The sequence below is a fragment of the Aeromonas sp. ASNIH7 genome (assembly GCF_002903485.1).
Lineage (GTDB): Bacteria > Pseudomonadota > Gammaproteobacteria > Enterobacterales > Aeromonadaceae > Aeromonas > Aeromonas caviae.
Genome location: NZ_CP026226.1, coordinates 3,624,346 through 3,648,541 on the forward strand (window position 1 = coordinate 3,624,346; position 24,196 = coordinate 3,648,541).

Annotated in this window: 27 protein-coding genes; 25 read left to right on the forward strand and 2 right to left on the reverse strand. The window is 62.5% G+C overall.

Annotated elements, in window-relative coordinates; all coding sequences use genetic code 11:
- Window positions 1–24 precede the first annotated feature (24 nt).
- The 20 genes from cheY (at window position 25) to C2U47_RS17205 (ending at window position 17,129) form a co-directional block, all read left to right on the forward strand.
- Window positions 25–396, forward strand: a complete 372-nt coding sequence (gene cheY / locus C2U47_RS17110; RefSeq protein WP_425278782.1) for a chemotaxis response regulator CheY — start codon at window positions 25–27, stop codon at window positions 394–396.
- Between the two features lie 12 nt (window positions 397–408).
- Window positions 409–1,149 carry a protein phosphatase CheZ gene (locus C2U47_RS17115; RefSeq protein WP_041212633.1) on the forward strand — a complete coding sequence of 247 codons (741 nt, stop codon included), beginning with the start codon at window positions 409–411 and terminating at the stop codon, window positions 1,147–1,149.
- A gap of 11 nt (window positions 1,150–1,160) precedes the next feature.
- Entirely contained in the window at window positions 1,161–3,317 is a 2,157-nt protein-coding gene (locus tag C2U47_RS17120) for a chemotaxis protein CheA (protein ID WP_049637253.1), read from the forward strand.
- Window positions 3,318–3,348: 31 nt separating this feature from the next.
- A complete protein-coding gene (locus C2U47_RS17125; protein WP_041215583.1) occupies window positions 3,349–4,464 on the forward strand; it encodes a protein-glutamate methylesterase/protein-glutamine glutaminase in 1,116 nt (371 codons plus the stop codon).
- Window positions 4,465–4,466: 2 nt separating this feature from the next.
- On the forward strand, window positions 4,467–5,204 hold the full coding sequence (locus C2U47_RS17130; protein ID WP_042016381.1) for a flagellar motor protein: 738 nt from the start codon (window positions 4,467–4,469) through the stop codon (window positions 5,202–5,204).
- Between the two features lie 2 nt (window positions 5,205–5,206).
- On the forward strand, window positions 5,207–6,115 hold the full coding sequence (locus C2U47_RS17135) for an OmpA family protein (protein ID WP_043154490.1): 909 nt from the start codon (window positions 5,207–5,209) through the stop codon (window positions 6,113–6,115).
- 4 nt (window positions 6,116–6,119) lie between these two features.
- Window positions 6,120–6,914 carry a ParA family protein gene (locus tag C2U47_RS17140; RefSeq protein WP_010673940.1) on the forward strand — a complete coding sequence of 265 codons (795 nt, stop codon included), beginning with the start codon at window positions 6,120–6,122 and terminating at the stop codon, window positions 6,912–6,914.
- Window positions 6,911–7,777, forward strand: coding sequence for a chemotaxis protein CheW (locus C2U47_RS17145; RefSeq protein WP_043154492.1), 867 nt, complete (start codon window positions 6,911–6,913; stop codon window positions 7,775–7,777). The genes C2U47_RS17140 and C2U47_RS17145 overlap by 4 nt, the downstream gene beginning before the upstream one ends.
- 69 nt (window positions 7,778–7,846) lie before the next feature.
- Window positions 7,847–8,335 (forward strand): chemotaxis protein CheW, encoded by a 489-nt coding sequence (locus tag C2U47_RS17150; protein WP_010673942.1) that lies wholly within the window; start codon window positions 7,847–7,849, stop codon window positions 8,333–8,335.
- A 71-nt stretch (window positions 8,336–8,406) separates the two neighbouring features.
- Complete coding sequence (locus tag C2U47_RS17155; RefSeq protein WP_010673943.1) at window positions 8,407–8,793, forward strand: DUF2802 domain-containing protein; 387 nt, start codon at window positions 8,407–8,409, stop codon at window positions 8,791–8,793.
- Window positions 8,794–9,012: 219 nt separating this feature from the next.
- On the forward strand, window positions 9,013–9,648 hold the full coding sequence (gene ccmA, locus C2U47_RS17160) for a cytochrome c biogenesis heme-transporting ATPase CcmA (protein ID WP_043154495.1): 636 nt from the start codon (window positions 9,013–9,015) through the stop codon (window positions 9,646–9,648).
- 3 nt (window positions 9,649–9,651) lie between these two features.
- A complete protein-coding gene (ccmB, locus tag C2U47_RS17165; RefSeq protein ID WP_010673945.1) occupies window positions 9,652–10,320 on the forward strand; it encodes a heme exporter protein CcmB in 669 nt (222 codons plus the stop codon).
- 166 nt (window positions 10,321–10,486) lie between these two features.
- Window positions 10,487–11,227, forward strand: a complete 741-nt coding sequence (locus C2U47_RS17170) for a heme ABC transporter permease (protein WP_010673946.1) — start codon at window positions 10,487–10,489, stop codon at window positions 11,225–11,227.
- Between the two features lie 2 nt (window positions 11,228–11,229).
- Window positions 11,230–11,436, forward strand: coding sequence for a heme exporter protein CcmD (ccmD, locus tag C2U47_RS17175; protein WP_039039901.1), 207 nt, complete (start codon window positions 11,230–11,232; stop codon window positions 11,434–11,436).
- On the forward strand, window positions 11,433–11,924 hold the full coding sequence (gene ccmE, locus C2U47_RS17180) for a cytochrome c maturation protein CcmE (RefSeq protein ID WP_010673948.1): 492 nt from the start codon (window positions 11,433–11,435) through the stop codon (window positions 11,922–11,924). Before ccmD ends, ccmE begins: the two co-directional genes overlap by 4 nt.
- A gap of 79 nt (window positions 11,925–12,003) precedes the next feature.
- Window positions 12,004–13,959 (forward strand): heme lyase CcmF/NrfE family subunit, encoded by a 1,956-nt coding sequence (locus C2U47_RS17185; protein WP_043154498.1) that lies wholly within the window; start codon window positions 12,004–12,006, stop codon window positions 13,957–13,959.
- The gene (locus C2U47_RS17190; protein ID WP_041215578.1) at window positions 13,956–14,486 is read left to right on the forward strand and encodes a DsbE family thiol:disulfide interchange protein; all 531 of its coding nucleotides are present in this window, start codon (window positions 13,956–13,958) and stop codon (window positions 14,484–14,486) included. The genes C2U47_RS17185 and C2U47_RS17190 overlap by 4 nt, the downstream gene beginning before the upstream one ends.
- Window positions 14,487–14,496: 10 nt before the next feature.
- Window positions 14,497–14,979, forward strand: coding sequence for a cytochrome c-type biogenesis protein (locus C2U47_RS17195; protein WP_043154500.1), 483 nt, complete (start codon window positions 14,497–14,499; stop codon window positions 14,977–14,979).
- The gene (gene ccmI, locus C2U47_RS17200) at window positions 14,976–16,238 is read left to right on the forward strand and encodes a c-type cytochrome biogenesis protein CcmI (RefSeq protein ID WP_043154502.1); all 1,263 of its coding nucleotides are present in this window, start codon (window positions 14,976–14,978) and stop codon (window positions 16,236–16,238) included. Before C2U47_RS17195 ends, ccmI begins: the two co-directional genes overlap by 4 nt.
- Before the next feature lie 78 nt (window positions 16,239–16,316).
- Window positions 16,317–17,129: an MlaA family lipoprotein gene (locus C2U47_RS17205; protein WP_029314176.1), complete on the forward strand. Its 813-nt coding sequence runs from the start codon at window positions 16,317–16,319 to the stop codon at window positions 17,127–17,129.
- A 110-nt stretch (window positions 17,130–17,239) separates the two neighbouring features.
- On the opposite strand, the gene sodB is transcribed toward C2U47_RS17205, so the two are convergent.
- Window positions 17,240–17,824 (reverse strand): superoxide dismutase [Fe], encoded by a 585-nt coding sequence (gene sodB, locus C2U47_RS17210; protein ID WP_010673954.1) that lies wholly within the window; start codon window positions 17,822–17,824, stop codon window positions 17,240–17,242.
- A 287-nt stretch (window positions 17,825–18,111) separates the two neighbouring features.
- Between sodB and C2U47_RS17215 the strand changes: the two genes are divergently transcribed.
- A complete protein-coding gene (locus tag C2U47_RS17215) occupies window positions 18,112–18,456 on the forward strand; it encodes a Grx4 family monothiol glutaredoxin (RefSeq protein WP_010673955.1) in 345 nt (114 codons plus the stop codon).
- Between the two features lie 67 nt (window positions 18,457–18,523).
- Here C2U47_RS17215 and C2U47_RS17220 read toward each other — a convergent pair whose 3' ends face one another.
- A complete protein-coding gene (locus C2U47_RS17220; RefSeq protein ID WP_010673956.1) occupies window positions 18,524–19,735 on the reverse strand; it encodes an RsmB/NOP family class I SAM-dependent RNA methyltransferase in 1,212 nt (403 codons plus the stop codon).
- Between the two features lie 211 nt (window positions 19,736–19,946).
- On the opposite strand from C2U47_RS17220, the gene C2U47_RS17225 reads away from it, so the two are divergent.
- The 4 genes from C2U47_RS17225 to C2U47_RS17240 all read left to right on the forward strand — a co-directional run bounded on the left by C2U47_RS17225 (window position 19,947) and on the right by C2U47_RS17240 (window position 23,989).
- Entirely contained in the window at window positions 19,947–21,914 is a 1,968-nt protein-coding gene (locus C2U47_RS17225; RefSeq protein ID WP_103261775.1) for a reprolysin-like metallopeptidase, read from the forward strand.
- On the forward strand, window positions 21,911–22,234 hold the full coding sequence (locus C2U47_RS17230) for a hypothetical protein (RefSeq protein ID WP_010673958.1): 324 nt from the start codon (window positions 21,911–21,913) through the stop codon (window positions 22,232–22,234). Before C2U47_RS17225 ends, C2U47_RS17230 begins: the two co-directional genes overlap by 4 nt.
- A gap of 157 nt (window positions 22,235–22,391) precedes the next feature.
- Window positions 22,392–23,030, forward strand: a complete 639-nt coding sequence (gene pdxH, locus C2U47_RS17235; protein ID WP_010673959.1) for a pyridoxamine 5'-phosphate oxidase — start codon at window positions 22,392–22,394, stop codon at window positions 23,028–23,030.
- Window positions 23,030–23,989, forward strand: a complete 960-nt coding sequence (locus tag C2U47_RS17240) for a LysR substrate-binding domain-containing protein (RefSeq protein ID WP_103261776.1) — start codon at window positions 23,030–23,032, stop codon at window positions 23,987–23,989. The genes pdxH and C2U47_RS17240 overlap by 1 nt, the downstream gene beginning before the upstream one ends.
- Window positions 23,990–24,196 lie beyond the last annotated feature (207 nt).

Below are 24,196 nucleotides of genomic sequence, written 5' to 3' on the forward strand. Positions count from 1 at the left end.
TTAGGAGGAACTTTGGACAAGAACATGAAAATCCTCATCGTCGATGACTTTTCAACGATGCGCCGGATTATCAAGAACTTGCTGCGTGACCTGGGATACAACAATACCCATGAAGCAGACGATGGCAACACGGCGTTGCCGATGCTGAAAAATGGCGACTTCCAGTTCGTGGTCACCGACTGGAACATGCCCGGCATGCAGGGCATCGACCTGCTCAAGGCGATTCGCCTCGACGACAAGCTCAAGCACCTGCCGGTTCTGATGGTCACTGCCGAAGCCAAACGCGAGCAGATCATCGAAGCCGCCCAGGCCGGGGTCAATGGCTATATCGTCAAGCCGTTCACCGCTGCCACCCTCAAAGAGAAGCTCGACAAAATCTTTGAACGTATCGGCTAAGGAGCGGCAGGGATGAAGGCCAAAACGAGTGCCATGATCTCGCTTGACCAGGCAAGGATGCTGGTTGCCCACCTGGAGCGGGAAGAGTTTGAACAGGCCGATACCATCCTCGCCGATGTGTGCGCCCCCAATGCGGCGGCCCTGTTTGACAAGGTGGGGCAGCTGACCCGCCAATTGCACAACTCATTGCAGGATTTTCGCCTGGATCCCAGGATCCCCGACCTGGCCACCCATGAGATCCCGGATGCCCGGGAGCGTCTGAGCTATGTCATCGACATGACGGACAAGGCGGCCAATCGCACCATGGATGCGGTCGAGGCAAGCCTTCCCATCGCCGATCGACTCAACGACAACATTCAGCTGGTCATGCCCAACTGGAATGCCCTGATGAGCCGGGATCTCGAGCTGGGTCAATTCAAGGCGCTGTGCCATCAACTGAATGATTTTATTAAGGCTTCTGAGACGGATGCCGATAAGTTACGACAACTGCTGACGGAAATTCTGATGGCTCAGGATTTCCAGGACCTGACCGGTCAGATGATCCGCAAGGTGATCAAACTGGTGCAGGAAGTTGAAACGAAGTTGATAGAGATGCTGACCATGTTCGGTGAGGGCGTTAGCGACAATTCGGCACGTAGCCTGCCAGTGAGCGGCATCGAAGCGGAAGGCCCCATCATGAACCCGCAGACCCGCTCAGATGTGGTCAATGGTCAAGATGATGTGGACGATCTGCTGTCTAGCCTGGGATTCTAATGGAGTGACGCATGGCCTTCGAAGTTGATGAAGACATACTGCAAGACTTTTTGGTCGAAGCATCAGAAATATTGGAACAGTTGTCTGAACAACTGGTCGACTTGGAAAAGCGGCCCGATGACAAGAACCTGTTGAACGCCATCTTCCGCGGCTTCCACACCGTCAAGGGGGGAGCGGGCTTCCTCTCCCTCACCGAACTGGTGGATGTCTGTCACGGTGCCGAGAACCTGTTCGACATGTTGCGCAACGGCAAGCGGACCCTCAGTGCCGAGCTGATGGATGTCATCTTGCAGGCGCTGGATGCCATCAACGTCATGTTTGCCCAGGTCCAGAACCGCGAAGAGATAAGCCCCGCTTCTCCCGATCTGCTGCACGATCTGCACGAGCTGTGCAAGCCGGAAGGGCAGGAGCAGCTGCGTACCGCCAGCGTGGCGGCCCAGCCAGAACCCGAGCCTGAGCCCGAACCCGCACCAGAACCCGAGGTCATCGCCGAGGTGGCGCCTGTCGCCGTCAATGGCGGTGGCTCCATCGACGAGATCTCCGCCGACGAATTTGAACGCCTGCTCGATGAGCTGCACGGTGTCGGCAAAGCGCCGACGGTCTCTGCCGCCCCCGTGCTGAGCGGGTCAGGTGACATCACAGACGACGAATTCGAGGCTCTGCTCGACCAGCTCCATGGTCAGGGCCAGCACGGTGGTGCCCCCGATCTGGCCCCCCTGCAGTCGGTCCAGAAAGAGGTGGACGAGCTCATCGACGACGATGAGTTCGAGCGCCTGCTGGATGAACTGCACGGCCGTGGCCAGGCGCCCCAGCACAGTCTGGCACCTGCTCCTGCGCCCGCTCCCGAACCCAAGGCCCCGGCACCCGCTACCCCCGCAGCCCCGGTGACGCCGCCCAAGGCGCCAGTGGCCGCCAAACCCGCGCCGGCAGAGCCCCCAGCGCCAGCCAGGGCCGCCCCTGCCAAGCAGGCCGCTCCCGCCGAGAGCAGCGCGGTACAGAGCGATACCACGGTGCGGGTGGATACCAAGACCCTGGACGTCATCATGAACATGGTGGGCGAACTGGTGCTGGTGAGAAACCGCCTGGTGAGCCTCGGCATCGCCAGCAATGACGAAGAGATGTCCAAGGCTGTCGCGAACCTCGACGTCGTGACCGCCGATCTGCAGGGCGCGGTCATGAAGACCCGCATGCAGCCTATCAAGAAAGTATTCGGCCGCTTCCCGCGCGTGGTGCGCGATCTGGCTCGTACCCTCAAGAAGGAGATCGAGCTGGTGATGGTGGGTGAGGACACGGATCTGGACAAGAACCTGGTGGAGGCCCTGGCCGACCCCCTGGTTCACCTGGTGCGCAACTCCTGCGACCATGGCGTCGAGATGCCGGACGTGCGCGAGAAGGCGGGCAAGCCCCGTCAGGGCACCATCACCCTGAGCGCCTCCCAGCAAGGGGACCACATTCTGCTCTGCATCGAGGATGACGGCGCAGGGATGGACCCGGAGAAGCTCAAGTCCATCGCCATCAGCCGTGGCGTGCTCGATGCTGACAGCGCGGCGCGCATGAGCGACAACGATGCCTACAACCTGATCTTCGCCCCCGGCTTCTCCACCAAGTCGGAGATCTCCGACATCTCAGGCCGTGGAGTGGGCATGGACGTGGTGAAGACCAGCATCGTCAGCCTCAATGGCTCGGTACACATCGATTCCACCTGGGGCAAGGGCACCCGTCTCGAGATCAAGGTTCCCCTGACCCTGGCCATTCTGCCGACCCTGATGGTGGAGGTGGGTCAGCAGACCTTCGCCCTGCCCCTCGGTTGCGTGAATGAAATTTTCCACCTGGATCTGAAAAAGGCCAACGTGGTGGATGGCCAGCTCACCATCATCGTCCGTGACAAGGCGATTCCGCTGTTCTACCTGCACAAGTGGCTGGTACGCGGTGCCGGCAAGACGGCCCGCCAGGACCAGGGTCACGTGGTCATCGTCCAGATAGGGACCCAGCAGGTGGGCTTCGTGGTAGACAACCTCATCGGTCAGGAAGAGGTGGTGATAAAGCCCCTGGACAACCTGCTGCAAGGTACCCCCGGCATGGCCGGCGCCACGATTACCAGCGACGGCGGCATCGCCCTCATTCTGGATGTGCCCAGCCTGCTCAAGGCCTATGCCCGTCGCCACTGAGCGCCAGGCTCAAGGAGTTAAAAGAATAACAATGGCAGTCAAGGTATTAGTGGTCGACGATTCGAGTTTCTTCCGCCGTCGGGTCAGCGAAATCATCAATCAGGATCCCCTGATGACGGTGATCGACACGGCCCAGAACGGGCGGGAGGCGGTAGACAAGGCGCAGCAGTTGCGGCCCGACGTCATTACCATGGACATTGAAATGCCGGTGCTCGACGGCATCAGCGCCGTGCGCGAGATCATGGCCAAGTGTCCGACCCCCATCCTGATGTTCTCCTCCCTGACCCACGAGGGAGCCAAGGCAACACTGGATGCGCTGGATGCGGGCGCCCTCGATTTTCTGCCCAAGAAGTTTGAAGACATCGCCCGGGACAAGGACGAAGCCGTCAACCTGCTGCAGCAGCGGGTCAAGGAGATCGCTCGCAAACGCTTCCTGATGGCGACCCGGCCCCGTGCCCCCGAGCCTGCCGTCCGGCCCGCCGTCACGGGGACCCTGAATCGTCCCTTGGCCGAACGCCAGCCCGAGCCTGCGCGGGCAGCGGCGGCTCCCGCCGCGTTCAAGCGCAGTGGCAAGAGTTACCAGCTGGTTGCCATCGGTACCTCCACCGGCGGGCCGGTGGCACTGCAGAACGTGCTGACCAAGCTGCCGGGAGATTTCCCTCATCCCATCCTGCTGATCCAGCACATGCCGGCCACCTTCACCGCTGCCTTTGCCGCCCGCCTCAACGGGCTGTGCCAGATAGGCGTCAAGGAGGCGCAGGATGGCGACGTGCTCAAGCCGGGTCAGGCCTATCTTGCCCCCGGTGGCAAGCAGATGTTGCTGGAAGGGCGCGGGCCCGGTGCCCGTCTTCGCATCATCGATGGCAATGACAAGGTCAACTACAAACCCTGCGTGGACATCACCTTCGCCTCCGCTGCCAAGACCTATGGCGACAAGGTGCTGGCCATCGTCCTGACCGGCATGGGTGCGGATGGCCGCGACGGTGCCCGTCTGCTCAAGGAGCAGGGGGCGACCATCTGGGCGCAGGATGAAGCCTCCTGCGTGGTCTATGGCATGCCCCAGGCCGTTGCCAAGGCGGGCATAGCAAGCGAATCCCTGCCGCTGGATCGGGTGGCCCAGCGCATTCTGGTCGAGTTGGGTCGCTGACCATGGGCATGCTCGGCCTGGTGCTGGCGCTGGGGGCCGTCGCCATCGCCCAGTGGTGGCATGGCGGGAGCCTGCTGACCCTGCTGGATGGCCCGGCCTTTGTCATCGTCGTCGGGGGAACCTGGGGGGCGGTGATCTTGCAGACTCCCCGCAGGTACCTGCTCAGTGCCCTGAGGCAGGCAACCTGGATGCTGTTTCCGCCGCAGCTGGATCTTGCGGAGCAGGCCGAGCGCCTGAAGGCGTGGGCCCAGTTCGCCCGCCAGCAAGGCTTGCTGGCGCTGGAAAACCAGGCCGAGGCCGAGCCCGATCCCTTCACCCGCCAGGGGCTTTCCATGATTGTGGATGGCGTCTCCATCGAGGATATCCGCAGCCTGCTGGAGGCGGACATCGACATCGAGCAGGAGCGCAACGAGCACTCGGCCAGGGTGTTCGAGTCCATGGGGGGGTACAGCCCCACCATCGGCATCATCGGGGCCGTGATTGGCCTCATCCAGGCCATGTTTCATCTGGAGGAGCCAGGCACCCTGGGGGCGGGCATTGCCGTGGCCTTCGTCGCCACCATCTACGGGGTGGGCTTTGCCAACTTGCTCTATCTGCCGATTGCGAATCGGTTGCGCGCCTTCCACTACCATTACGGCCTCTATCAGGAGATGACCCTGGAGGGGCTTCTGGCCATCGCCCACGGGGAGAACGGCCCGCAGGTTGAAAGGCGGTTACGGGCTTATCTGAAAGGGGAGTAGCCATGCGCAAGCGCTATCGTTTGCACCTGCAAGGGCGAGAGCATCTCGATCGCTGGCTGGTCTCCTATGCCGATTACATGACGCTCATCTTCGCCCTTTTCGTGGTGCTCTACTCCGTTGCCATCGTCAACAAGGAGGAGTACCGCGCCGTCATCGAGGGCATGACCCAGGCCTTCAACCAGGCGCCGCGCAGCGATGGCCTGCTGGAAGGGCGGGGTAATTCCTTGCTGGACAACCCGGTCTCGGCCGCCCCCAGCCTGCTGGAGAGCCAGGCCTCTGCGTCCCCCTCGCGTGCCCCCATCACGGGTACGCCCGTCTCGCAAGATGGCACGGCTCTTGCGCAGATCGACATGCAGATCCAGGAGTCCATGGGCGCCCTGGTCGATGCGGGGGTGGTGAAGCTTGCGCAGGATGACAACTGGCTGACGGTGGAGCTGAGTTCAGGTCTCCTGTTCAACAGTGGCAGCGCTTTTCTGGGGAGCAATGCCGCCCCTGTGCTCGATACGCTTTCAGGTATTCTCAAACCGGTCGATAACTATGTCAGGGTGCGGGGCTACACGGATAACCAACCGATAAACAACGAAATTTTCCGCTCCAACTGGACATTGTCAGCGGCCCGCGCCGAGGCAGTGCTCAATGCCCTGGTGGGCAAAGGGGTGGCTCCCGGTCGGCTCGCCTACGAGGCGTATGGAGAGTTTTCCCCCTTCGTCGACAATGGCACCGAGCAGGGACGATTACAGAATCGCAAGGTGGTGGTCGCCATATCCAGGTTCGCCTGGGTGCCGCCAGCCCCCGTCAAACCGCTGACGGTGGCACCGGTGCAGGACGCACCGCAGAGTGTCGATAGTGAAAAGATCAGGGTGATCGCGCTGCCCGGTGGGGGCATACGCATAACAACAAGGCAGGATTGATACAGTGATTGTTTGGACGGTTGCCAATCAGAAAGGTGGAGTCGGTAAAACCACCACGGTCGTCTCCCTGGCGGGCATTCTGGCCCAGCGTGGCCAGCGGGTACTGCTGATCGACACCGACCCACACGCCTCCCTGACCTCCTATCTCGATTTCGACTCGGACAGGCTGGAAGGCACCCTGTACGAGTTGTTCCAGGCGGCCAAACCCAGCGCCGAGCTGGTCAACCGGATGACCCTCAAGACCCGATTCGAGAACATCAGCCTGCTGCCCGCTTCGATTACCCTGGCCACGCTGGATCGGGTGATGGGCAACCGGGAAGGGATGGGGCTGGTGCTCAAGCGCGCTCTGCTGCGGGTGCAGGATCAGTTTGACTACGTGCTCATCGACTGCCCGCCGGTGCTGGGGGTCATGATGGTGAACGCGCTGGCGGCCTGCGATCGCATCCTGGTGCCGGTACAGACCGAATTCCTGGCCCTCAAGGGGCTGGAGCGGATGATGAAGACCTTCGAGATCATGCAGCGCTCCAAGCGGGAGAAGTTCCGCTACACCATCATTCCGACCATGTTTGACAAGCGTACCCGCGCCTCCCTGATGACATTGCAGTCCATCAAGGAGCAGTATGGGGAGGCGGTGTGGAATGCGGTCATTCCCATCGACACCAAATTCAGGGATGCCAGTCTGGTGCACATTCCTCCCTCCATCTATGCACCGGGCAGCCGGGGCACCTATGCCTATGAGACCCTGCTCAACCATCTCGACGCGCTGGAGCGTCAACGGACCCAGGAGGTGATGCCGTGAGAGAGACCACCCAGGTTCGGGCCATGGACGACTATTTCCACTCCCTGCTGCTGGACGATGCCCTGCTGCGGGAAGATTCCGAAGACGAAGCACCGGCCCCTGCGTTGCAACGTCAGACCGTCGCCGTGCCGGAGGTGGCTGCCACCCCCTATCTTGAAGCCGATACCCGACTGGCCCAGCTGAGCGAGCTGCTTGCCCAGGTGGGACAGGTCCAGTTCGAGATGGATGCCCTGAGCCACGAAGAGGTGCATGTCGAGCCATTCCAGCTCGAGGCGGAGGTGGTTGACAGTGAGCCTCTGGTCGCCCTGGCAGAGCCGATGGTGGAAGCCGTGGTGGAGGAGGTCGAGCCCGTCGCCCTCGCGGTGGCAGAACCCGCGCCCGCCCTCGAGGCGGCGCCCGCACCGTCGACCTGGGAGAACCTGGATACCGGCAACGAGTTTCAGGCGCTCTTCTTCGACGTGGCCGGGGTGACGTTTGCGGTGCCTCTGACCGAGTTGGGGGGCATCCATCAACTGGGGGAGGTGACCTCTCTCTTCGGCCAGCCGGGCTGGTACAAGGGGATCATGACCTCCCGCGAGCAGAAGATGAACGTGGTGGACACGGCCCAGTGGGTCATGCCGGGCCAGCATCTGGAGATGGACGATTACAAATATCTGATTATGCTGGGAGAATCACCCTGGGGATTGGCCTGTCACCAGTTGAAGGGCACAGAACTGCTGCACCGGGACCAGGTGAAGTGGCGCCATCAGGAGGGCAAGCGCCCCTGGTTGGCCGGCATGGTCAAGGAGAAGATGTGTGCCCTGCTGCACGTCAGGGAGCTCTTGCTGCTGCTTGGCCGGGGCGTGAACATCGAAGGCCGCTGACAACGTCGGCATCGCCATGGTTTTATTGCTAATTTTACCCGTTGACGGGTTCATACAAGGATCAAGAAGATGACAGAGAAGCGCAATATTGCACAGAATCTGGCCGAAGACGAAGTGCTGCAGTGGGTGACCTTCCAGTTGGAAAACGAGACCTATGGCATCAACGTGATGCAGGTTCAGGAAGTGTTGCGCTACACCGAGATCGCTCCGGTCCCGGGTGCACCTGACTACGTGCTGGGCATCATCAACCTGCGTGGCAACGTGGTGACCGTCATCGATACCCGCTCCCGTTTCGGCCTGCCGGCCGGGGACGTGAGCGAGAACTCCCGCATCGTCATCATCGAGGCGGAGAAGCAGGTGATCGGCATCATGGTGGACAGCGTGGCCGAGGTGGTCTATCTGCGCTCCTCAGAGATCGATGCCGCCCCGGCGGTGGGCACCGAGGAGAGCGCCAAGTTCATCCAGGGCGTCAGCAACCGTGACGGCCAACTGCTGATCCTGGTGGATCTCAACAAGCTGCTCTCCGACGAAGAGTGGGAAGACATTGGTTCCCTGTAACAGGGACGGGAACGTGCGGACGGGGGCGATGGCACCTGTCCGCCTCCCTGTGACGGTAAGGTGATGGTTTGATGATTGAATTTGCAGCCTTGGGGTTGTCCTTGCTCGCACTGGTGCTGGCCCTTTACGGGATCCTGGGGCACCGTCGTCGCCAGCGAGAGTCCGAGGCCAGGGTGGAAGCGCTGCAGGGGCAGCTCGAGAGTCTGCGCAAGCAGATGATGGAGTTGCACACGGGCGCCATCGGCATGGGTCAGCGTCTGCAAGCCGCAGAAGGGGCCATGCAGAAGATCCACGACAGCCAGCAGGAGCTGACGTTGCAGGATCCGGAGCGCCGCCTCTACAGCCGCGCCGCCAAGATGGTGGAGCTCGGTGCCGATCTGGACGAGGTGATGAGCGAGTGCGAGTTGCCCCAGGCGGAAGCGGAGCTGCTTATTTCCCTGCGAAAAGGACGCAGCTGACGGATGTGTCGCGGGGAGGCCGGTGCCTCCCCGCTTTCTGTTCGACCCGTGGCCACCTCTTTCTTGATGCCAGGACGGTGGATAATCCTTTGGCATCAATCTCTTTGGTGGGGGCGCGATCTTCCCCACAAATCCTGTTGATTATTGGCATCTTTGAAAAGACGCCTCCGGATCCTGTGTTAAGATGCAGGCCGCCTCATTTTCAACGATTACATCCCCATGCTGCTTCAAGCGAACAATCTGAGCTGCGTGCGTGAAGATCGCACCCTGTTTGAACATCTCTCCTTCGCGGTGCGTGCCGGGGATTTGATGCAGATTGAGGGTCCCAACGGGGTGGGCAAGACCAGCCTGTTGCGCCTGCTCACCGGCCTCTCCCTGCCCTTTGCTGGCGAGGTGTGCTGGAATGGGGAGAATATCCGCCATTGCAGGGATGAATACCACGCCAGCCTGCTTTACCTGGGCCATCAGCCCGGCGTCAAGGCGACCCTGACCCCCCTTGAGAATCTCTCCTTCTACCAGAAGCTCCATGGTCCTGTCGGGGACGGCGTGGATCTCTGGCGGGTGCTGGCCCAGGTCGGCCTCGCCGGTTTCGAAGACTATCCCGCGGGGCAGCTCTCCGCCGGGCAGCAGCGACGGGTGGCGCTGGCCAGGCTGTGGCTGAGCGAGCGACCGGCGCTCTGGATCCTGGACGAGCCCTTCACCGCCATCGACAAGCAGGGGGTCAGGGTGCTGGAGCAGTTGTTCCTCGCCCACGCGGACAGGGGGGGCATGGTGGTCCTTACGACCCACCAGGATCTGACCCTGATGCAGGGACGGCTCAAGACCCTCTCTCTGACCTCGCTGTTGCAGGAGTAGCCCATGCTGCGCGCCGTCATACACCTTATTCACCGCGAGTTGCTGATGGCCCTGCGCCAGCGCGCCGACATCTTCAACCCGCTCTGGTTCTTCCTCATCGTCATCACCCTGTTTCCGTTAGGGATCGGGCCCGAGCCCCAGTTGTTGGCCCGCATCGCTCCCGGCATTATCTGGGTGGCGGCCCTGCTGGCAGCCATGCTCTCCCTGGAGCGGCTGTTTCGTGACGACTTCAGTGACGGCGCCCTGGAGCAGATGATGCTGATGCCACATCCCCTGGGGTTGCTGGCCCTGGCCAAAGTGATCGCTCACTGGTTGCTGACCGGTCTGCCGCTGTTGCTGGTCTCCCCCTTGCTCGCCATCCTGCTCTCCCTGGAGCTGAAGACCTATCTGGCCGTGGTGGCCACCCTGGCGCTCGGTACACCGGTGCTGAGCCTGCTCGGGGCGGTCGGAGTAGCGCTGACCGCAGGGCTGCGCAAGGGGGGCGTGCTGCTCAGCCTGCTGCTGCTGCCGCTCTATATTCCGGTGCTTATCTTCGCCACGTCCGCCATCGACGCGGCCAGCATGGGACTGCCCTATGCCGGTCAGCTCGCCATCCTGGGGGCCATGCTGGTGGGGGCATTGACCCTGACGCCCCTGGCCATCTCGGCGGCGCTGCGGGTGAGTGTCAACTGATTGATTTGGCGAAAAGATTTTCGTTTGAAGCCTTGTTAGGGGCGAGATAGTTGAGATAGATCAAGGGGATGGCTGCTTATTGCTTTCGGGGGATATGATGTTTTTCCCCCATGGGTATGGTAGCCCTCGCCACTTAAAAATTAATAACTGAAAGGTTTCGTGAGCTATGTGGAAATGGTTGCACCCTTATGCCAAACCCGAGCGCGCCTATGGGCTGGCCGGCACCCTGCTGCCCTGGTTTGCCGTGACAAGCCTGCTCGCCTTCATCATCGGCACCGTCTGGGGGCTGGCTTTCGCTCCCGCCGATTACCAGCAGGGTGACTCTTTCAGGATCATCTATATCCATGTGCCCTCCGCCATCCTTTCCATGGGCGCCTACTCCACCATGGCGGTGGCCGCCTTCATTGGCCTGGTGTGGCAACTGCGCATGGCAGACATGACGGTGGCGGCCATCGCCCCGGTGGGGGCCGTCTTCACCTTCATCGCCCTCTTTACCGGCGCCGCCTGGGGCAAACCCATGTGGGGCACCTGGTGGGTGTGGGATGCCCGGCTCACCTCCGAGCTCATCCTGCTGTTCCTCTATCTGGGTGTCATCGCCCTCTACAACGCCTTCAGCGACAAGGTGGTGGCGGGCCGCGCCGCCGGCATCCTGGCGCTGGTCGGGGTGATCAACCTGCCCATCATCCACTACTCGGTGGAGTGGTGGAACACCCTGCACCAGGGGGCCACCATCACCAAGTTTGACAAACCCTCCATCTCCCCCGAGATGCTGTGGCCGCTGCTCATCATGATCCTGGCGTTCGCCGCGTTTCTCGGTGCCCTGACCCTGATGCGTTTTCGCAATGAGCTGCTGATGCGGGAGTGGCACCGCCCCTGGGTCGCCGACATCGCCAGGCAGGAGAAGTAAGCATGCACTTTGCCTCGTTCAGTGATTTCATGGCCATGGGAGGCTATGCCTTCTACGTCTGGCTCTCCTTCGGTCTGACCCTGCTCTGCCTGGTCGGCATCGTCATTTCCACCCGGTTGAAGACCCGCAGCCTGCTTGGCGAACTGCGCAACAAGCAGGCTCGGGAGGCACGCCGCAAGGCGGCCCAGCAGATGGAGAACACCCTATGAACCCGCGCCGCAAGAAACGCCTCACCATCATCCTGGCCATCAGCCTGGGCCTTGCCAGCGTGACTGGCCTGGTGCTCTATGCCCTGAGCCAGAACATCGACCTCTTCTACACCCCGAGCGAGCTGGTGGAAGGGAAGGGGCCGGAGAAGATCAAGCCCGAGGAGGGGCAGCGCCTTCGCATCGGTGGCCTGGTGGTGCCGGGGTCTGTGGTGCGGGATCCCCAGAGCCTCAAGGTAGCCTTCAAGCTGGTGGACAACGGGGGCCATCTGGTGACGGTGGAGTTTGACGGCATCCTGCCGGATCTCTTCCGGGAAGGGCAGGGGATCGTCGCTCAGGGCACCCTCAAGGATGCCACCACGGTCGCCGCCTTCGAGGTGCTGGCCAAGCACGACGAGAACTACATGCCGCCGGAAGTGGCCGACGCCACCAACGGCATGCACTTCAAGCCCGAATACACAGAGGCGCAGTTGCAGGGAGCCAAGCAATGATGCCGGTATGCGCCAAAAATTCACTTCTTTATACCGCCAAATCGGCAGGTTTCTCCGTGCAATCGAGAGGGAATAGTCAATGATCCCGGAATTAGGGCAGTTCTCACTGATCCTGGCCTTCGCCACCGCCCTGCTGCTGGGCAGTTACCCGCTGATCGGGGCCCATCTCGGTCGTCTTGGCATGATGTCGGCAGCCCGCCCGCTCGCCTACAGCCAGTTTCTGCTGCTGCTGCTGTCGTTTCTCTGCCTCACCTGGGCCTTTATCGACAACGACTTCACCGTGCAGTACGTGGCCACCAACTCCAACAGCCTGCTGCCCCTGCAATACCGCATCTCGGCGGTGTGGGGAGCCCATGAAGGCTCGCTGCTGCTCTGGGTGCTCACCCTGGGGGGCTGGACGGCGGCGGTAGCCCTCTTCAGCCGTCGCCTGCCGCTCGATGCAGTGGCGCGGGTACTCGGGGTGCTCGGCCTTATCTCGGTGGGCTTCACCGCCTTCGTGCTGTTCACCTCGGATCCTTTCACCCGCACCCTGCCGTATTTCCCGGTGGACGGGCGCGATCTCAATCCGCTGCTGCAGGATCCCGGTCTCATCTTCCACCCCCCCATGCTCTACATGGGCTACGTGGGCTTCTCGGTGGCCTTCGCCTTCGCCATCGCCTCCCTGATGACGGGGCGTCTGGACGCCACCTGGGCGCGCTGGTCCCGTCCCTGGACCATGGCGGCCTGGGTCTTCCTGACGCTGGGCATCGTGCTCGGTTCCTGGTGGGCCTATTACGAACTCGGCTGGGGCGGCTGGTGGTTCTGGGACCCGGTGGAAAACGCCTCCTTCATGCCCTGGCTGGCGGGCACGGCCCTGCTCCACTCCCTCGCGGTGAGCGAGAAGCGCGCCACCTTCAAGGCCTGGACCGTGCTGCTGGCGCTCTCGGCCTTCTCCCTGAGCCTGCTCGGCACCTTCCTGGTGCGTTCCGGCGTGCTGGTGTCGGTCCATGCGTTTGCCTCGGACCCGACCCGGGGTCTGTTCATCCTGGGCTTCCTGCTGGCGGTGATAGGCAGCTCCCTATTGCTGTTCGCCTTCAAGGGCTCCCAGGTGAAGAGCCACGGCAAGCATGAGCTGTGGAGCCGGGAGACCCTGCTCCTTGGCAACAACATCCTGCTGGTGGCGGGCCTGCTCACCGTGCTGCTCGGCACCCTGTTGCCCCTGGTGCACAAGGAGCTGGGGCTTGGCAGCATCTCCATCGGCACCCCCTTCTTCAACCACATCTACAGCTGGCTCATCATCCCCTTCGCCCTGCTGCTGGGGGTGGGCCCCCTGTTCCGCTGGCGCCGCCAGGATCTCGGTGAGCTCAAGGGCAAGGTGATGCTCGCCCTGGTGCTGAGCCTGGCCGCGGCTCTGCTGTTGCCCAAACTCTTTGCCGAGGCGTTCAAACCCTGGGCTGCGCTCGGTATCGGGCTTGGCGTCTGGATCATCGTCACCAGCGTGCAGGAGACCTGGGCGCGGGCCACCCACAAACACGGTTTTGCCACCGGCGTGCGCAAGCTTGGCAACAGCCACTGGGCCATGATCCTGGGGCACGTGGGGCTCGCAGTCAGCATCATCGGCATCGCCTGCACCCAGAACTACAGCATCGAGAAGGACCTGCGGATGCAGGCCGGTGATCGCGTCCAGTTCGCCGATTACGAGTTCGTCTTCACCGGCATCAAGGAGAAGAACGGCCCCAACTACGACGGTTTCAAGGGCGTGCTGGAAGTGCACCAGGATGGCAAGCAGGTTGCCCTGCTCAAACCCGAGAAGCGGATGTACACCGTGAGCCGCATGCCGATGACCGAGGCGGCCATCGATGCGGGGGTTACCCGGGATCTCTATGCGGCGCTTGGCGAGCAGCTCGACAACGGCGCCTGGGCGGTACGGATCTACTACAAGCCCTTCGTGCGCTGGATCTGGTTCGGCGGCGTCTTCATGGCCCTCGGCGGCGTGCTGGCCATGCTGGACAAGCGCTACCGCTTCGGACGTCGTGACGAGGAGGCCAAGGCATGAGCAAGAAGACCTGGCTCTATCTGCTGCCCTTCATCATCTTCCTGATGGGGGCCGTGTTTCTGTTCAAGGGGCTCTACTCCGATCCCACCAAGCTCGAATCCGTGATGGTGGACAAGGAGGTGCCCGTGTTCACCCTGCAGGACATCTATGACCTGGGCAAGCAGCACGACAGGAGCATCCTCAAGGGGCGCCCCATGCTGCTCAACGTCTGGGCCACCTGGTGCCCGACCTGTTACGGGGAACACACCTACCTCAAGGAGCTGGCGGGGCAGGGGATCTACATCGTCGGTATGAACTACAAGGACGAGCGTGACAAGGCCATCAAGTGGCTGGCGGAGCTTGGCAATCCCTACCAGGTCAACCTCTACGATCCGGACGGCATGCTGGGGCTGGATCTCGGTGTCTATGGCGCGCCCGAGACCTTCTTCATCGACAGCCAGGGCATCATCCGCTATCGCCACGTGGGGGACATCAACCCAGACGTCTGGGCCAGTACCCTCAAACCCATCTTCGATGCCATGAAGTGAGGCCTCCCCGATGAAAACACTGATTGCATCCTTGTTGCTGCTGGCTGGTCTCGTCTGCGCCGGACAGGCCCGCGCCGCCATCGATGTCTACACCTTCGAGAGCGACGCCCAGGAGCAGACCTTTCGCGAGCTGACCCGCGAGCTGCGCTGCCCCAAGTGCCAGAACCAGGATATCGCGGACTCCAACGCCGGGCTCGCCAAGGATCTGCGGGACAAGACCTACCAGATGGTGCGCGAGGGCAAGGAGAAGCAGGAAGTGGTGGACTACATGGTGGCCCGCTACGGCAACTTCATTCTCTATGATCCCCCCCTGATGGCCTCGACCCTGATCCTCTGGCTTGGCCCCTTGTTGGTCATCGTGATTGGCGTCGTCACCGTGGTGGTGCGAAGCCGCCGCCATGCCCCTGCTCCCTTTCAACAGCCTGAAGGCACCCTGAGTGCGGAAGAGCAGGCCAGGCTGTCCGCCCTGCTCAAAGAGGAAGAGAAACCATGACCCCATTCTGGATACTGGGTGCGGCCCTGCTGGTGCTGGCGAGCCTGGCGCTGATCGTGCCGCTGTGGCGCGGCGAGGGTAGGCAGAGCATCAGTCGCTCGGCCCTCAACAAGCAGCTCTATCGCCAGCGCCTGCTGGAGATAGGGGAAGAGCGGGAGCAGGGGATACTGGCGGAGGAGCCAGAATCCCTGGTGGAGCTGCAGCGCAGCCTCCTGGACGACATTCCCGACGTGGAGCAGACCGCCCGTGGCGGCAAGAGCCTGATCTGGATCCCCGGTGTGCTGGTGCTGGCGGTGGTGAGCATCGGCCTCTACGCCAAGCTCGGCGCCTGGCAGGAGGTGAGCCGCTGGCAGGATGCCAGCAGCCGGTTGGGGGAGCTCAGCAACCGCATCCTGGTGGAGCGCGACACCCGGGTGACCGAGCAGGATCTGCTGGACTTCACCCTGGCCCTGCGAACCCGGCTGAAAGAAGAACCGAACGACTATCGCGGCTGGCTGCTGCTGGGGCGCCTGACCCTGGATGGCAATGATCCCGAGATGGCCCGCGAGGCGCTGGAACGTGCCTACGCCCTCGCGCCCCAGAAGGCCATGGTAGCGGTGCCCTATGCCCAGGCCCTGATGATGACGGGGGAGGAAGCCCGTGCGGATCAGCTGTTGCAGGCGGTCATTGCCGAGGACCCGGCCAACATCGAGGCCCGCTCCGTCCACGCCTTCATGGCCCTGCAAAAAGAGGATTTCCAGACCGCCCTCGACCGCTGGCAGGGGATGTTGCCGCTGCTGGAGCCGGGCTCGGCCCGCTACACCATGGTGGAGCGCTCCATGGAGTACGCCAGGCAGCAGCTTGGCCAGCGTGGCATCGCCGTGACCACCCCGTCTGCCGAAGGCCAGGCACAAGCCGAGGTGCTGGCGGTGAAAGAGGGGGAGTTCCCCCTGCACATCACCCTGGCGCCGGGCATCAAGATGCCGGAAGATGCCCATCTGTTCGTCTTTGCGGTGATCCCCAACGGTCCGCCCATGCCCATCGCGGTCAAGCGCATTGCAGACCCGCATCTCCCGCTCACCCTCTCCCTGGGGGACGGGGATGCCATGATGGAGGGGAGCAAGCTGGCGGCCCATGCCGAGCTGCAGTTCAAGGCGCGCCTCTCCCGAGGTGGCAACGTCATGAACAAGGAAGGCGCCTTTGAAGGGGTTTCGGTCACCGTGCCGACCAGCACCATCCCCACAGCGCCGATTGACATCCGCATCGATCACGCCCTCTAATACGCTTTTGGCCCACCCCTTGGGGTGGGCCCCCTGTATAATTCATATCAATACCCAAAAAAATCTTAGGACTTTCATATGTATCTGCGTTCAGGAGCATTGGCGGTGGCATTGCTGCTCGCGGGCTGTGCGGGCGGCCCTCCCAAGCCGGGCCCGGAGAGCCTGGATCTCGGCGAGACCCCGAGCCGCCCCGGGGCATCCAGCACGGCCAGCGATCCTCGCGACCCCTTCCAGGGGCCCAACCGTGCCATGTGGGCCGTCAACTATGACGTGCTGGAGCCCTATGTAGCGCGCCCCGTGGTACACGGCTATGCCCGCTATGTCCCGCAAGGGGTGAGGGACAGCATCGAGAATTTCGTGGACAACTTCGACGAGCCGAGCAGTATGGTAAACCACCTGCTGGTGGGTGATCTGAAAGGGGCCGGTACCAACCTGGGCCGCTTCACCCTCAACACCACTGTGGGCCTGCTCGGTCTGTTCGACGTGGCCAAGCATGCGGGCCTGGCTCGCAACACGCTGGAGATGGATACCGTGCTCGGCAAGGCCGACATCGGGGATGGCGCCTATCTGATGGTGCCGGTCTACGGTCCCACTACCACCCGGCAACTGGTGGGGGATACCATCGATACCATCTACTTCCCCTATGCCCTGCTGACCTTCCCGCTGAAGGTGGTGCACTGGGCGCTGGATGGCCTCGGTACCCGCTCCAAGCTGATCGATCAGGAGCGCATCATCGACAACGCGCTGGATCCTTACGCCCTGACCAAGGACTTCTACTTGCAGTACAACGATGGCAAGGTGACGGGCCGCAAACCCGAGCTCCAGGAGCAGAAGCCAGAGGCGGCTGATGATGGCAACCTCGACGATTACATGGACGAGATAGACCAGTAAGCACGGTCATCTTCCACAAGGCGCCTGCGGGCGCCTTTGTTGTCGATGGCAGGTGTTCGACCATAAAAAAACGCCCCGCAAGTGCGGGGCGTTTTGGCAAGAAAGGCTTATCAGGCAGCCAGGTTCTTGGCCACGAATTCCCAGTTGACCAGGGCCCAGAAGGTTTCCATGTACTTCGGACGCAGGTTGCGGAAATCGATGTAGTAGGCGTGTTCCCACAGGTCGACGGTCAGCAGCGGGGTGGTACCGGCTTCGGTCAGCGGGCAACCGGCGTTGGAGGTGTTGACGATGGCCAGGGAGCCGTCAGCCTTTTTCACCAGCCAGGTCCAGCTGGAGCCGAAGTTGCCGATGGCAGACTTGGTGAACGCATCCTTGAATTCGGCGAAGGAGCCGAAGGCCTTGGTGATGGCATCGGCCAGGGCGCCAGTGGGCTCGCCACCGCCGTTCGGGGAGAGGCAGTGCCAGTAGAAGGTGTGGTTCCAGATCTGGGCAGCGTTGTTGAAGACGCCACCAGTGGAGGTCTTGATGATCTCTTCCAGAGACTTGCCTTCAAACTCGGTACCCGGCACCAGGTTGTTCAGGTTGACCACGTAGGTGTTGTGGTGCTTGCCATGGTGGTATTCCAGAGTTTCCTGGGAGATGTGCGGTTCCAGAGCATTGATTGCATAGGGCAGAGCGGGAAGTTCGAAAGCCATTTTCTACTCTCCATTGGCTGGTCCGTGCGAAGGCGACGGTTGCAAGACATTGCGTACTCTTTTCTATCTTGAAAAGAATTGTTCTTGAAATGAGGGGGCCAGACGGCCCAAAGCCCGTCGATTGTAGCAGTATCAAAGATGGGCGAACAACCCTTGATTCTTGCCATGATCCGGATCAAGCTGCGGCGTATTGATGCATGACTTCTTTCATTCGCAACGGTTTGCCAGTTTGTGGTCTGCCCGGATTGCAGTAGAATGGCCGCCGAAATCGCTCCAGTGAGGCATTTATGGAAACTATTGAAAAGATCAAACAGCAGTTGGCTGAGAATCCCATCATCCTCTACATGAAGGGATCCCCCAAGCTGCCCAGCTGCGGTTTCTCTGCCCAGGCCTCCCAGGCCCTGATGTCCTGCGGCGAGCCTTTCGCCTATGTCGACATCCTGCAGAACCCGGACATCCGCGCCGAGCTGCCGAAATTCGCCAACTGGCCCACCTTCCCGCAACTGTGGGTCGAGGGCGAGCTGGTCGGTGGTTGCGACATCATGATCGAGATGTTCCAGGCCGGCGAGCTGCAGACCCTGATCAAGGAAACTGCCGCCAAGCACAAGCAGGATGACGCTGCCGCCGAATAAGGCCGCATCCATACCATGCAAAAAGGGGAGCCACTGGCTCCCCTTTTCTTTGTGCCCACGACAGACATCAGGCGATGCGTTCGAGGCGCGCCATGTAGAAGCCGTCGAAGCCGGTCTCGGCCGGGCTGACGTTGTGATCGCCGATCAGGCGGAAGTGCTCGTTGGCGGCGAGGAACTTGTCCACCTGCTGGCGGTTCTCCTCGGGCAGGATGGAGCAGGTGGCGTAGACCAGCAGGCCGCCCACCTTCACCATCTGGCTGTAGCGCTGCAGGATCTCCTCTTGCAGGGCGACCAGCACCGGCAGGCGCTCGGCGGTGTCGCGCCACTTGGCATCCGGGTTGCGCTTGAGCACGCCAAGGCCGGAGCAGGGGACGTCCAGCAGCACGCGATCGGCGCTTTCTTTCAGGCGCTTGACGGTCTTGCTGCTGGTGATGACCCGGGTCTCCACGTTGTGGGCACCGGCGCGGCGGGCGCGCTGCTTGAGGTTCTCCAGTTTCCACTCTTCCACGTCCATGGCCAGCAGACGGCCCTTGCCCTGCATCATGGCGGCCAGGTGCAGGGTCTTGCCGCCGGCACCGGCACAGGCGTCGATGACCCGCATGCCGGGCTTGACGTCGAGGGCCGCGGCCACCAGCTGGGAGCCGGCATCCTGCTGCTCGAAGCAGCCATCGGCAAAGGCCTGGGTACGGAACAGGGCGGCGTCCGAGGTCACTTGCAAGGCAGTCTCCACTCCGTCGACGGGCACTGTGGTGACATGCTCTTTGGCCAGCATGGCTTGCAGCTCGTCCCGGGTGCACTTGAGGGTGTTGACCCGCAGGTAACGCTTGGGCATCCAGGCCAGGGCGGCACGCTCGGCCGGCCAGGCGTCGCCCAGTTGCTCGCTGCCGAGTTTTTCCAGCCAGGCAGGGCAGCCGTCCATCAGCACCGGGTTCTTCTTGGCTTCGGTCAGGCGGCGGCGGAAGGCCTCCTCGTTGAAGCGATCCAGGGTCGGGTGGTTGGGCTGATCTATCTTGTGGAAGGCGTGCCAGCTGTGCAGCAGCGGCCAGACATTCTTCTCCGCCTGACGGACCTGGATGCCGGTGAGGAAGCAGTAGAGGCTGAGGCGGCGCAGCAGATCGCCGGTGACCAGGGCAATCCTTGCCTGTTCTTGCGGTTTGAGTTCGATGCCGGAGAAGTGACGTGCATAGGCGCGGTCGAGGGTAAGACCCTGACCCAGCACATCGTCAACGATGGCAACGACCAGATCCCCGAAACGGGGCAACAGTGGGGATTTGAGCATGAGATTAACCTTGGCCAAAGAAAGAGTGAACCGGCCCCGTCGAAGAGGGGTTCTGGAACGGACAAATCCGCGCCATGATAGGGGCTAGTCTGCATTGGTGCAACCTTCCCCATTCGGGGAATGTACAGAGGATGTTGCTGGACTAATCGGACCAGCGGGCAAATGATGCCGTGGCAGTTCAGGTGAATCCGTTTAAAAAGGAATTAAAAAGATGCAGTTGATGAAATATTCTCCGCTGGCGGTGCTGGTGGCGGGTCTGATGACGTCCGGCAATCTGATGGCCGGCGAGTGGCATACGGTCACGGCGCGGGCCACCGCCGCCGATGGGTACGAGGTGAGGGCCAGCCAGTATCGCATCGTCACCGTCTCTACCGATTACCTGGCTGCCCTGAAGGGGGGCGAGCGCCGCCTGACCTTGCCTCTGCCGGATGGCAAGGAGGTGACCTTCAGCCTGCAACCCTATGATCTGCTGCCGGCGGATCTGGCCGCCAAATATCCCGATATCCTGGCCTTCAAGGGGCACAACGAAGCGGCGCCGGGCGAGACCGGGCGCTTCGATCTCGGTCCCCAGGGATTCCACGCCATGTTCAGCCATGAAGGAAAGATGGTGTTCGTCGATCCCCTTCGCAATGGGGAAGGCTATGCCGTCTATTACCAGCAGGATGCCCACAGCCGGCTGGAAGAAGAGGCGGACAAGGTGATCGGGGGCGAGGCCAAAAAGCTGGCCCGTCAGGTGCTGGTGGATGGCAACGAGCGCAAGCGCTATGTCATCGCCATCTCGGCGGCGGGGGAGTATACCCAGTATCACGGCGGTACCGTGGAGGCGGGTCTTGGCGCCATCACCACCCTGCTCAACCGGGTCAACGAGGTCTACCAGCGTGATGTTGCGGCCGAATTCCAGCTGGCCAGCGGCAACGACACCATCATCTTCACCGACGTGGCGAACGATCCCTTCAACAATGATGACGGCGATGTCGATGCCAACATGCAGGTGCAGGCCGATGCCCTGACCAAGGGTCTGGGGGCCTTCGACATCGGCCATGTGGTCAACACCGGTGGCGGCGGCCTGGCGGGACTGGGCGTACTCTGCACCCCTGACAAATCGGCGGGGATGACGGGCTCCTCCGAGCCGGTGGGGGATGCCTTCTTCATCGACTACGTGGCCCACGAGATTGGTCACCAGTTCGGGGCAGACCACACCTTCAACGGCACCACAGGCAGCTGTGGCGGCGGCAACCGGGAGGCAAGCCAGGCCTGGGAGCCGGGCAGCGGCAGCTCCATCATGGCCTATGCGGGGATCTGCGGAGACGAAGATCTGCAGCCCCACAGCGAGCCCTATTTCCACAGCAAGTCCATCGAGCAGATGCGGGCCCACATGGCCACTGTGCCAAATTGCGGCACCCCGTTGGCGCTGGTCAACAATGCGCCCCAGGTGGCGGCAGGCAATGACTACGTCATCCCTGCGAACACCCCCTTCGTGCTCAAGGGGGCGGGGGCCGATCTTGACAGCGATCCGCTGAATTACACCTGGGAGCAGATCGATCTGGGGACGGAGTCGAGCAGCCCGGCCACCATGGTGGACGACGGCAGCCGTCCGCTGTTCCGTTTCGTGGCGCCGACCAGCGTGCCGGAGCGCACCCTGCCGAGTCTCACCTCCCTGCTCACCAACACCCTGGCGATAGGGGAGGCCTGGCCTGCCACCAACCGGGACCTGAACTTCCGCCTCACGGCGCGGGACGGCAAGGGCGGTGTCGCCAGCGATGACATGAAGATCCAGGTGGTCAACACCGGCAAGGCCTTTGCCCTGACCAGCCCGGTGGTGACCCCCCTGGGGGCGGGCAAGACGCAGACCATCAGTTGGGAAGTGGCCGGCACCAATGCCGCCCCCATCAACTGCAGCAAGGTGGATCTCTTCATGACCCGGGACGAGGGGGCAAACTGGACTTCCCTTGCCAGCGGCAAACCCAACTCGGGCTCGGCGAGCGTCACCATCCCGGCGGGCCAGGATGGCACTGCCCGCTTGAAGGTGGCGTGCAGCGACAACATCTTCTTCGCCATCAGTCCCCTCAAGCTCTCGGTCACCCAGCGCGGTGAAGAGGGGGGAAGCGGTGGCGGCGGTGCCCTCGGCTTCTGGACCCTGGCCCTGGCGTTGCTGGGCTGGCAGCGGAGGCGGGCATGAGACTGGCCGGGGTGCTGCTGCTCACCCTGCTCGGTGGTTGTCAGGCCGATGCAGACACCCTGGAACAGGCGGTCAGCGCCAGCCTTGCCAGGCAGGATTACCGGCTGATCGTGCGGGCCGGGCGCGGCGAGGTGGCGCCCGGGATCGCGGCGGATCAGCAGGCGGCGGCCAAGGCGCGCTGCGGCGTGCGCTATCTCGATGGATTCGGGGATGTCATCAAGCCGGATCAGAAGGAGGCCCATGCCAGGCTGAGCGCCTATGCGGCGGACTACAACCGGCGCATGCTGGCCCATTGCCCGCCGGTTGACGGCAAGCAGTAGGCTGACGGTCATCGGCATAAAGAGGGAGGCATGAGCCTCCCTCTTTTTTTGCTCCGCCATTTGGCCGCCCCGAGGCTTGTACCCATGGCGCGCTCGTCGCACAATGCCTGCACCCATCGCCGCACGGGCGGCAGAGAAAGAGAGAAGGAAAATCAAGATGATGGATGTGGCTGATCTGCGTCGCGAATACACCAGGGGTGGACTGCACCGGGCCGATCTGCCGGCCGAGCCCCTCGCCCTGTTCGAGAAGTGGCTGGCCCAGGCTTGCGAGGCCAAACTGACCGATCCCACCGCCATGGTGGTGGGCACCGTGGATGCCGATGGCCAGCCCTGGCAGCGCACCGTGCTGCTCAAGCACTACGATGCCGAAGGCATGGTGTTCTACACCAACATGGGCAGCCGCAAGGCGCATCAGCTGGAGGGCAACCCCCGTATCAGCCTGCTCTTCCCCTGGCACACCCTGGACAGACAGGTGCACGTGACCGGTCGGGTGGAGAAGATGAGCACCTTCGAGGTGATGAAGTATTTCCACAGCCGTCCCAAGGACAGCCAGATCGCCGCCTGGGTCTCCAAACAGTCGACCCGCATCTCGGCCCGTGGCGTGCTGGAGGCCAAGTTCCTCGAACTCAAGCAGAAGTTTGCCAATGGCGAAGTGCCGCTGCCGAGCTTCTGGGGTGGTTTCCGGGTGCGCATCGACACCGTCGAGTTCTGGCAGGGCGGGGAGCATCGTCTGCACGATCGTTTCTATTACACCCGCGAGGGGGACGGCTGGCACATCGAGCGCCTGGCGCCCTGATGAACATCGCCCGGCTCAAGAATTTCACCGAGATAGTGAAGAACAACTTCAACATCTCGGCGACGGCGGAGAAGCTCTATACCTCCCAGCCGACCCTCAGCAAGCAGATGAAGATGCTGGAAGAGGAGCTGGGGCTGGCGCTGTTTACCCGCAAGGGCAAGAACCTGTCGGGCCTGACCCCCATGGGGGAGCAGGTGATGGAGCTGGCCAGGGGAGTGGTGGCCCAGGTGGAGCAAATTGGCCAGCTTTCCCTCGGGGATCAGCTGGCCACCAGCGGGGTGCTGCGCATCGCCACCACCCACACCATGGCCCGCTACAAGCTGCCGGCGGTCATCACCGAATTCTCCCGCCGCTACCCCGAGGTGAGCATCCAGCTGCATCAGGGAGCCCCTGCCCAACTGGCGCAGATGGCGCAAAACGGGGATGTGGAGATGGCCATCGCCACCGAGTCCATGCACCTGTTCGACGAGCTGGCGACCGTGCCCTGCTATCGCTGGGGGCGCAGCGTGGTGGTGCCCCACGGCCATCCGCTGCTGGACTGCCAGCCGCTGGCCATGGCGGATCTGGCCCGGTATCCCCTCATCACCTATGTGTTCGGTTTCACCGGCCGCTCCAAGATGGACAAGGCGTTCGGACGCCATGGCCTCAGCCCCCGCATCGTGCTGACGGCCACCGACAGCGACATCATCAAGCACTATGTGCGCCTGGGGATGGGTGTCGGGGTGATCGCCACCTCGGCGTTCGACGAAGGGGACAGGGAGAGCCTGGTCTGCCTCAACATCGATCATCTGATCGCCTCGAGCGTGGCCCATGTGTGCCTGCGCAGGCACGCCCACCTGCGGGACTACATGTACGACTTCATCAACCTCTATGCCCCCCATGTGAGCCGGGAGACGGTGCAGCTGGCGCTGCTCAACCAGGGAACGCCCGCCCCGTCTGCGACCCTGCCCTGGCTCTGAAGGCCGTCAGGGGGAGTCAGATGTGCTGCATAGAGGCAAAAAAGAGAGGCCAATGGCCTCTCTTTTTTGTGATAAGTGGTGTCCTGCGCTGCCTTTTCCCGGTGATCCCTCTCTCCCGGCTATCGTGGTCACCATATTGACGGCGCTCCGGGTGCCGAGCCGCAGTTCGCCATCATCCAGCATGGCCTCGGGGTGCGGCAGCCCCCT

Coding starts and splice junctions, on each gene's coding strand:
- cheY (WP_425278782.1), top strand. CDS start 25: ATGAAAATCCTCATCGTCGATGACTTTTCAACGATGCGCCGGATTATC.
- C2U47_RS17115 (WP_041212633.1), top strand. CDS start 409: ATGAAGGCCAAAACGAGTGCCATGATCTCGCTTGACCAGGCAAGGATG.
- C2U47_RS17120 (WP_049637253.1), top strand. CDS start 1,161: ATGGCCTTCGAAGTTGATGAAGACATACTGCAAGACTTTTTGGTCGAA.
- C2U47_RS17125 (WP_041215583.1), top strand. CDS start 3,349: ATGGCAGTCAAGGTATTAGTGGTCGACGATTCGAGTTTCTTCCGCCGT.
- C2U47_RS17130 (WP_042016381.1), top strand. CDS start 4,467: ATGGGCATGCTCGGCCTGGTGCTGGCGCTGGGGGCCGTCGCCATCGCC.
- C2U47_RS17135 (WP_043154490.1), top strand. CDS start 5,207: ATGCGCAAGCGCTATCGTTTGCACCTGCAAGGGCGAGAGCATCTCGAT.
- C2U47_RS17150 (WP_010673942.1), top strand. CDS start 7,847: ATGACAGAGAAGCGCAATATTGCACAGAATCTGGCCGAAGACGAAGTG.
- C2U47_RS17155 (WP_010673943.1), top strand. CDS start 8,407: ATGATTGAATTTGCAGCCTTGGGGTTGTCCTTGCTCGCACTGGTGCTG.
- ccmA (WP_043154495.1), top strand. CDS start 9,013: ATGCTGCTTCAAGCGAACAATCTGAGCTGCGTGCGTGAAGATCGCACC.
- ccmB (WP_010673945.1), top strand. CDS start 9,652: ATGCTGCGCGCCGTCATACACCTTATTCACCGCGAGTTGCTGATGGCC.
- C2U47_RS17170 (WP_010673946.1), top strand. CDS start 10,487: ATGTGGAAATGGTTGCACCCTTATGCCAAACCCGAGCGCGCCTATGGG.
- ccmD (WP_039039901.1), top strand. CDS start 11,230: ATGCACTTTGCCTCGTTCAGTGATTTCATGGCCATGGGAGGCTATGCC.
- ccmE (WP_010673948.1), top strand. CDS start 11,433: ATGAACCCGCGCCGCAAGAAACGCCTCACCATCATCCTGGCCATCAGC.
- C2U47_RS17185 (WP_043154498.1), top strand. CDS start 12,004: ATGATCCCGGAATTAGGGCAGTTCTCACTGATCCTGGCCTTCGCCACC.
- C2U47_RS17190 (WP_041215578.1), top strand. CDS start 13,956: ATGAGCAAGAAGACCTGGCTCTATCTGCTGCCCTTCATCATCTTCCTG.
- C2U47_RS17195 (WP_043154500.1), top strand. CDS start 14,497: ATGAAAACACTGATTGCATCCTTGTTGCTGCTGGCTGGTCTCGTCTGC.
- ccmI (WP_043154502.1), top strand. CDS start 14,976: ATGACCCCATTCTGGATACTGGGTGCGGCCCTGCTGGTGCTGGCGAGC.
- C2U47_RS17205 (WP_029314176.1), top strand. CDS start 16,317: ATGTATCTGCGTTCAGGAGCATTGGCGGTGGCATTGCTGCTCGCGGGC.
- sodB (WP_010673954.1), bottom strand. CDS start 17,824: ATGGCTTTCGAACTTCCCGCTCTGCCCTATGCAATCAATGCTCTGGAA.
- C2U47_RS17215 (WP_010673955.1), top strand. CDS start 18,112: ATGGAAACTATTGAAAAGATCAAACAGCAGTTGGCTGAGAATCCCATC.
- C2U47_RS17220 (WP_010673956.1), bottom strand. CDS start 19,735: ATGCTCAAATCCCCACTGTTGCCCCGTTTCGGGGATCTGGTCGTTGCC.
- C2U47_RS17225 (WP_103261775.1), top strand. CDS start 19,947: ATGCAGTTGATGAAATATTCTCCGCTGGCGGTGCTGGTGGCGGGTCTG.
- C2U47_RS17230 (WP_010673958.1), top strand. CDS start 21,911: ATGAGACTGGCCGGGGTGCTGCTGCTCACCCTGCTCGGTGGTTGTCAG.
- pdxH (WP_010673959.1), top strand. CDS start 22,392: ATGATGGATGTGGCTGATCTGCGTCGCGAATACACCAGGGGTGGACTG.
- C2U47_RS17240 (WP_103261776.1), top strand. CDS start 23,030: ATGAACATCGCCCGGCTCAAGAATTTCACCGAGATAGTGAAGAACAAC.